Here is a 6383-nt window from a genome sequence, read left to right as displayed (position 1 = left end):
TCGGGAGGGTGTGGGAGAGTAGGTCACCGCCGGACAATCTTTGGGGAAGGGTCTCAACGCCTTACGGGGTGTTGGGGCCCTTTCCGCATGTCCGGACCCCTTTTCTTCCGCATGGTGAGGGCCATTTTCCGCCCGGCCAGGGTCATTCTTCGCATGGCTGGGGCCTTTTTCGCGTGGTTCCCGGTCTTCCTTGGAAGGCTGCGGTCCCGTCGTTTGTGCGGGATTCTTCGGGGGTTGCTGTGTTTTCGCCTGCGGGGTCTTCGAGGGCCGCGGTCTTTCGTATGGCCGCTCGTCTTCTTCGCGAGTCGGGGCTTCTTCGGTGATGCCGGCTCTTGGAGCCGGCGATGTTGGAGACGGCCTGGGGTGGCGGGTTGGGGAGTGATGTCGTGATAATGATCGAATGGCCGGGGTTTGTGTGAAGGTGGTGGGGCTGCTTTTTGGGGTGGTGGGGTTGGTTGTGCCCTTGGCGGTGGCTGGTGAGGTGAGGGCGGCCAATGCTGGTGGGGAGCGGGGGCCGGTGAGCACGGGTGCAGTGGCGTCGGTGGGTGCGGGGCCAGTTCGGGGCGCTGGGGGGCCGAGTTGGGCGAGGGCCGTGCCGGGCCCGGGGGGTGCTGGGGCGACTCAAGTGGATGTAGGGGTGCGTCAGGTTGATGCTCGGGTGGGTGTACAGGTGGAAGGCCAGGCGGTGCTGCGGGTTGGGAGTGCGTGGGTGGGGTCAGGGGAGAAGGCGGCGGCGCGGCAACTGGTGGTTGGGCGGCGGCGGGTTGTTGAGCGGCAGGAGGTGCCGGCCAAGGCTATTTCGAAGCGGCTTGATCGGTATCTTGCGGGTCGGGTCGGGCGGGTTGCGGTGATGGTCAAGGAGTTGGGGGCTGGGCGTAGTTATCGGTATCACTCGGGCGAGCGGATGATCACCGCCAGTGTGGCCAAGGTGCAGATACTTCTTGGGGTGTTGGTCGGGACCAGCTGGAAGGCGTTGCCGGTCGGGGTGCGGCGGGATGCTGAGCGGATGATTCGGTACAGCGACAACCATGCGGCCGATCGGTTGTGGGAGCGGATCGGCGGGGTGCCGGGGTTCGATGCGGTGGGCAGGGCGTTTGGGCTGCGGGAGACGCGGGGGGTGGCGGGGACGTGCGTGGATCTGTACTGCTGGGGGATCACTCCGACGTCCGTTGACGATCAGGTGCGGCTCATGGGGGCGCTGGTCTCCAAGAAGGGGCCGCTTAAGGAGAAGGATCGCGCGCGGGTGCTGAGTCTCATGGGCGCCGTTGTGGACGGGCAGGACTGGGGGGTGAGTGCCGCCGCGTGCCGTGGGGAGCGAGTGGCGCTGAAGAACGGCTGGCTCAAGCGGGTGTCCAACAAGCGCTGGGCCACGGCCAGTGTCGGGCTGATCAGGAGCGACGGGCGGGACTTCGCGATCGCGGTGCTCAGTGAGGGCAGCCCTCACGTGGAGTACGGCATAACGACCGTCGAAGGCGTCGCAGAGCGCGTCATGCGGGCTTTTCGGAACTGCCCGGGGTGACGGGCTGCGGGGCCGGGCGCGCTGAGCGAGAGCCTGAAGGTGCCCGAAGTAACGGATATCGGGCGCGCTGGGCGATGCCCCCGGACCCGCCCGGGGTGATGGGTATCGGGGCGTGCTGTGCGGGGTTCTCGGTGGTGCCCGGGGTGATGGGTGTCGGGGCGTGCTGTGCGGGGTTCTCGGTGGTGCCCGGGGTGATGGGTTCTCGCTGTCAGGTGAGGGTTTTGGAGGTGGTCGGGGTGACGAGGCGGTAGCCGACGCCGCGGACCGTTTGGATGAGCTGGTCGTCCTCGTCGCCCAGGCGCGCTCGCAAACGTTTGACGTGAACCGCGATGGTGTTCGTCGAGGTGTGGGCGGCGGCGTGCCAGACGTGGCGCATGATCTGATCGCGGGTGACCGTGCGGTCGGCGTTGCGCATGAGGTACTGCAGCAGCTCGAACTCGCGTAGCGGCAGGTGGACGGCGCGGCCGGCGACGCGTACCTGGTAGGCGTGGACGTCCAGCTCGACGCAGCCGACGGTGAGCACCTTGCGCGACTCGGGGGAGCTGGCCTGGATGAACGGCAGCAGTTCCGGCACCCGGTAGGGCCGGGCCACGCAGGCGGCGGCGCCGGCCGCGAGCGCGCGGACGGCCTGCTCGGCATGCCCCTCTCCGACGCCGAGCAGGACGGGTACGGTGCGCGCGAGGCGTACGGCGCGGACGAACTCGACCGGGTCGATGACCGGCAGCGTGGCCGCGACGAGCACCACGTCCGGCTGCAGGGCTCCGGCCTGCAGCAGCCCTTGGGCGCCGTCGGGCGCCCCGGTGACGGCCACGCCCTCGCGTTCGAGGGCGGTGGCGACGTCGTCCACCACGGAGCCGTCGGGGTCGGCGATGAGCAGTACGGGCTTGGCCCTCGTGTCCCCGTTCATCGTGGGCGCCGCCTGCTGGTGGGTCATCAGCCGAAGCGCCCCGTGATGTAGTCCTCGGTGGCCTTCTGTGAGGGGTTGGTGAACATGCGGGACGTCTCGTCCATCTCGATGACCTTGCCGGGCTTGCCCTGTTCGGCGAGGTTGAAGAAGGCGGTGCGGTCGCTGACCCGGGCGGCCTGCTGCATGTTGTGGGTGACGATGACGATCGTGTACTGGTCCTTCAGCGTGGCCATGAGGTCCTCGATGGCCAGCGTGGAAATGGGGTCGAGCGCGGAGCACGGCTCGTCCATGAGCAGGACCTCGGGCTGGACGGCGATCGCGCGGGCGATGCAGAGCCGCTGCTGCTGCCCGCCGGACAGGCCGGCGCCGGGCTTGTTGAGGCGGTCCTTGACCTCGTTCCACAGGTTGGCGCCCTTGAGCGACTCCTCCACGATGGCGTCGGTCTCGGACTTGCTGACGCGGCGGTTGAGGCGGAGCCCGGCGGCCACGTTCTCGTAGATCGACATCGTGGGGAACGGGTTCGGGCGCTGGAAGACCATGCCGATCATGCGGCGGACGGAGACGGGTTCGACGGTGGGGGCGTAGAGGTCCTCGCCGTCGAGCAGCACCTTGCCCTCCACGCGTGCGCCGGGGATGACCTCGTGCATGCGGTTGAGCGTGCGCAGGAAGGTCGACTTGCCGCAGCCGGACGGCCCGATGAACGCGGTGATCGACCGCGGCTCGATGGTCATCGACACGTCCTCGATCGCCTTGTGCGATCCGTAGTACGCGTCGAGGCCCGATACCTGGATCTGCTTGGACATTGTGGTGGTTACCCCCTATCGGCCCTTGGCAGGCGCACGCCACCAGGCGATGAGACGCGCCACCAGGTTGAGCAGCATGACGATCAGGATCAGCGTGAGGGCTCCGGTCCACGCCCGGTCGATGGCGGTGTCGTTGGGACGGGCCGCCTGGTCGAAGACGAAGAGGGGAAGCCCCATCTGCGGCCCGTTGAACGGGTCGTTGTTGATGGAGTTGGTGAAGAACACCGTCATCAGCAGCGGCGCGGTCTCGCCGGCGACGCGGGCCACGGCCAGCATGACGCCGGTGACGATGCCGGTGAACGCGGTCGGCAGCACGACCTTGACGATGGTGCGCCACTTGGGGACGCCCAGCGCGTACGAGGCCTCGCGCAGGTCGCCAGGCACCAGGCGCAGCATCTCCTCGGCGGACCTGACGACGGTCGGCATCATCAGGATGGACAGGGCGAGCGCGCCCGCCCAGCCGGAGTAGGGGAAGCCGAGGAACAGGATCCAGAACGCGAGGACGAACAGGCCGGCGACGACCGAGGGGATGCCGGTCATGACGTCCACGAAGAAGCTGATGGCCCGGCTGAGGCGGCCGCCCTCGCCGTACTCGACGAGGTAGATGGCGGTGAACAGGCCGATCGGGACCGAGATGACGGAGGCGAGCAGGACCTGTTCGAGGGTGCCGACGATGGCGTGGTAGGCGCCGCCGCCGGCGTCCCTGGCGCCGATGCCGTTCATGGAGTGGGTGAGGAACTCCAGGTCGAACCGGGCCAGGCCGTTGGAGATGACCAGCCACAGCACGGAGACGAGCGGCACGACGGCCAGCGCGAACGCCAGGTAGACCAGGCCCTGGACGACCCGGTCCTTGATGCGGCGGCCGGTGGAGATGTGTTGGATCGAGGTCATGTACCGGCCCTCGCGTACTCCTTGCGACGGTTGATGACCACGCGCGCTCCCATGTTGACCAGCAACGTGATGAGGAACAACACCAGACCGGACGCGATCAGCGCGCCCCTGCCGATCTCGGTGGCCTCGCCGAAGCCGTTGGCGATGTTGGCGGCGATGCTGTTGGCGTGCGGGGTGAGGATCTCGAAGGTGATGTCGAACGTGGCCGGGAAGATCAGCGCGACCGCGATGGTCTCGCCCATGGCGCGGCCGAGGCCGAGCATGGCGGCGCTGATGACGCCGGGGCGGCCGAACGGCAGGACGGCCATCCTGATCATCTCCCAGCGGGTCGCGCCGAGCGCGAGCGCCGCCTCCTCGTTCATCTTGGGCGCCTGGAGGAACACTTCGCGCGAGATGGCCGCGATGATCGGCAGAATCATGATGGCCAGCACGATGCCGCCGGCGAGCATGGTCTTGCCGCCGATCACGCCCTCGCCGGCGAACAGCGGGAACCAGCCGAGGTGCTCGTTGAGCCACTGCGACGGCGTCCGCATGAGCGGCACCAGGAACGCCAGGCCCCAGAGGCCGTAGACGACGCTGGGGACCGCGGCGAGCAGGTCGATGAGGTAGCCGAGCGGCGCGGCGAGCCTGCGGGGGGCGTAGTGCGAGATGAACAGCGCCACGCCGACGGCGATCGGGGTGGCGATGACCAGCGCGAGGGCGGAGCTGAGCACGGTGCCGAAGGCCAGCGCGGCGATGCCGAACTCCTGCTGGCCGTTGGGGTCCCAGGTCAGCTCCGTGAGGAAGGACGCCTTGTTCGCCTGGAGCGCCGGGATGGCCTCGCCGATGAGGAACACGGCGATGGCCGCCATGATCCCCAGCAGGACGACGCCGGCGGCGGTGGAGGCGAAGCGGAAGGGGCCTTCACCGAGGCTGCGCCGCGAGGCGGACCGGCTGGTGTCCGGTCCGCCCTCACGGGTACGTACGTCGGTCGTCATCGGCTGCCTAGGAGATGGCCTCGACGGCGGCCCTGACCTTGGTGAGCAGCTCACCCGAGAGCGGGGCGTAGCCCAGCTCCTTCAGCGCCGCCTGGCCCTCGTCGCTGGCGGTGTAGGTGAGGAAGCTCTTGACGATCTTCTGCTGGTCGGCCGGCAGGCCCTTCTCGCAGGTGATCTCGTACGTCACCAGGACGATCGGGTAGGCGCCCGGGGTCTTGGTGGCGTAGTCGATGGACAGGGCGAGGTCGTTGCCGGTGCCCTTGACCTCGGCGGTCTCGACGGTCTTGGCCGCGCTCTCCGGGGTGAGCTCGACGTACTCGCCGGCGCCGTTGGCGATCTTGGCCGTCTGCAGCGAGGAGTTCTCGGCGTAGGAGAGCTCGACGTAGCTGATCGCGCCCTCGGAGTCCTTCACGCTGGCGGCGATCTGGTCGGAGCCCTTGGCGCCCTGGCCCTTGGCCTCGGCGGGCCAGGCCTTGCCGGGCTCGTACGGCCAGTCGCCGGTGGCCTTGAGGAACTTGGTGAAGTTGTCGCTGGTGCCCGACTCGTCCGAGCGGTGGACGGCCTGGATGGGCGTGGACGGGAGCTGGGCGCTCGGGTTCTCGGCCTTGATGGCCGGGTCGTCCCACTTGGTGATCTTGCTGTTGAAGATCCCGACGAGCGTCTTCGGCGACAGCTGCAGGCCGTCCACGCCGGGGAGGTTGTAGACAACCGCGACCGGGCCGGTGACCATCGGGATGTTGATGGCCTTGCCGGTCTTGCAGCGCGCGTCGGCCTGGGCGGGCTCGTCGTCCTTCAAAGCCGAGTCGGAGCCGGCGAAGGCGACCGTGCCCTGGATGAACGCCTGCACGCCCGCGCCGGAGCCGCTGGGCTGGTAGTTCAGGGTCACACCAGGGTTCGTGGCCGTGAAGTTCTTCGTCCACTCGGTGATCGCGTTGGCCTGGGCAGAGGAGCCTGCGGCGTTGATCGAGCCGCTCAGACCGTTGTCGTTGCCCGCGGCGGTCGCGGCGGCGGTCGCGGCGGTCGTGCCGCTGCCCGAGGGGTTGTTGTTGTCTGTGCCGCACGCAGCGAGCGAGAGCGCGCCGACGACGGCGACGGCGGCGAGCCGGCCTGCATACTTCACGGTTGGGTTCCTCCCACTTGATCCTTAGTCGCCATGAAGCTATGCAGCGAAGGTGACTCGCCTCCCGAGAGCGGATGAACGGACGGTGAACGCTGCGGGTCGGTGTGCTGCACCGGTTCACCGTCAGGTGCCTCTTGGTGAACGGCTCACCTCGGATCATTGGCGA

6 protein-coding genes are annotated in these 6383 nt (G+C 68.4%); 1 reads left to right on the top strand and 5 read right to left on the bottom strand.

Annotation, left to right across the window (positions count from 1 at the left end):
• The first annotated feature begins 670 nt into the window (after positions 1-670).
• The gene (locus ABZW11_RS10395) at positions 671-1519 is read left to right on the top strand and encodes a serine hydrolase (protein ID WP_355414803.1); all 849 of its coding nucleotides are present in this window, start codon (positions 671-673) and stop codon (positions 1517-1519) included.
• A gap of 208 nt (positions 1520-1727) precedes the next feature.
• On the opposite strand, the gene ABZW11_RS10390 is transcribed toward ABZW11_RS10395, so the two are convergent.
• Genes ABZW11_RS10390 through pstS form a run of 5 tightly spaced genes read right to left on the bottom strand, consistent with a single transcriptional unit; the run spans position 1728 to position 6217 of the window.
• A complete protein-coding gene (locus ABZW11_RS10390) occupies positions 1728-2453 on the bottom strand; it encodes a response regulator transcription factor (protein WP_355414801.1) in 726 nt (241 codons plus the stop codon).
• Entirely contained in the window at positions 2453-3229 is a 777-nt protein-coding gene (gene pstB, locus ABZW11_RS10385) for a phosphate ABC transporter ATP-binding protein PstB (RefSeq protein WP_355414798.1), read from the bottom strand. Before pstB ends, ABZW11_RS10390 begins: the two co-directional genes overlap by 1 nt.
• Before the next feature lie 15 nt (positions 3230-3244).
• Positions 3245-4120: a phosphate ABC transporter permease PstA gene (pstA, locus tag ABZW11_RS10380; RefSeq protein WP_355414796.1), complete on the bottom strand. Its 876-nt coding sequence runs from the start codon at positions 4118-4120 to the stop codon at positions 3245-3247.
• The gene (pstC, locus tag ABZW11_RS10375) at positions 4117-5097 is read right to left on the bottom strand and encodes a phosphate ABC transporter permease subunit PstC (protein WP_355414794.1); all 981 of its coding nucleotides are present in this window, start codon (positions 5095-5097) and stop codon (positions 4117-4119) included. Before pstC ends, pstA begins: the two co-directional genes overlap by 4 nt.
• A gap of 7 nt (positions 5098-5104) precedes the next feature.
• Positions 5105-6217, bottom strand: coding sequence for a phosphate ABC transporter substrate-binding protein PstS (pstS, locus tag ABZW11_RS10370; RefSeq protein ID WP_355414792.1), 1113 nt, complete (start codon positions 6215-6217; stop codon positions 5105-5107).
• Between the last annotated feature and the right edge of the window lie 166 nt (positions 6218-6383).

The organism is Nonomuraea sp. NPDC004580 (assembly GCF_040609855.1).
GTDB lineage: Bacteria > Actinomycetota > Actinomycetes > Streptosporangiales > Streptosporangiaceae > Nonomuraea > Nonomuraea salmonea.
The sequence above is the reverse complement of the archived record's forward strand: the minus strand, read 5'-3'. Positions and strand labels throughout refer to the sequence as shown.

Bases quoted from the DNA above. Each gene is read 5' to 3' on its own strand.
- ABZW11_RS10390 (WP_355414801.1), bottom strand. From the start codon at position 2,453: ATGACCCACCAGCAGGCGGCGCCCACGATGAACGGGGACACGAGGGCC.
- pstB (WP_355414798.1), bottom strand. From the start codon at position 3,229: ATGTCCAAGCAGATCCAGGTATCGGGCCTCGACGCGTACTACGGATCG.
- pstA (WP_355414796.1), bottom strand. From the start codon at position 4,120: ATGACCTCGATCCAACACATCTCCACCGGCCGCCGCATCAAGGACCGG.
- pstC (WP_355414794.1), bottom strand. From the start codon at position 5,097: ATGACGACCGACGTACGTACCCGTGAGGGCGGACCGGACACCAGCCGG.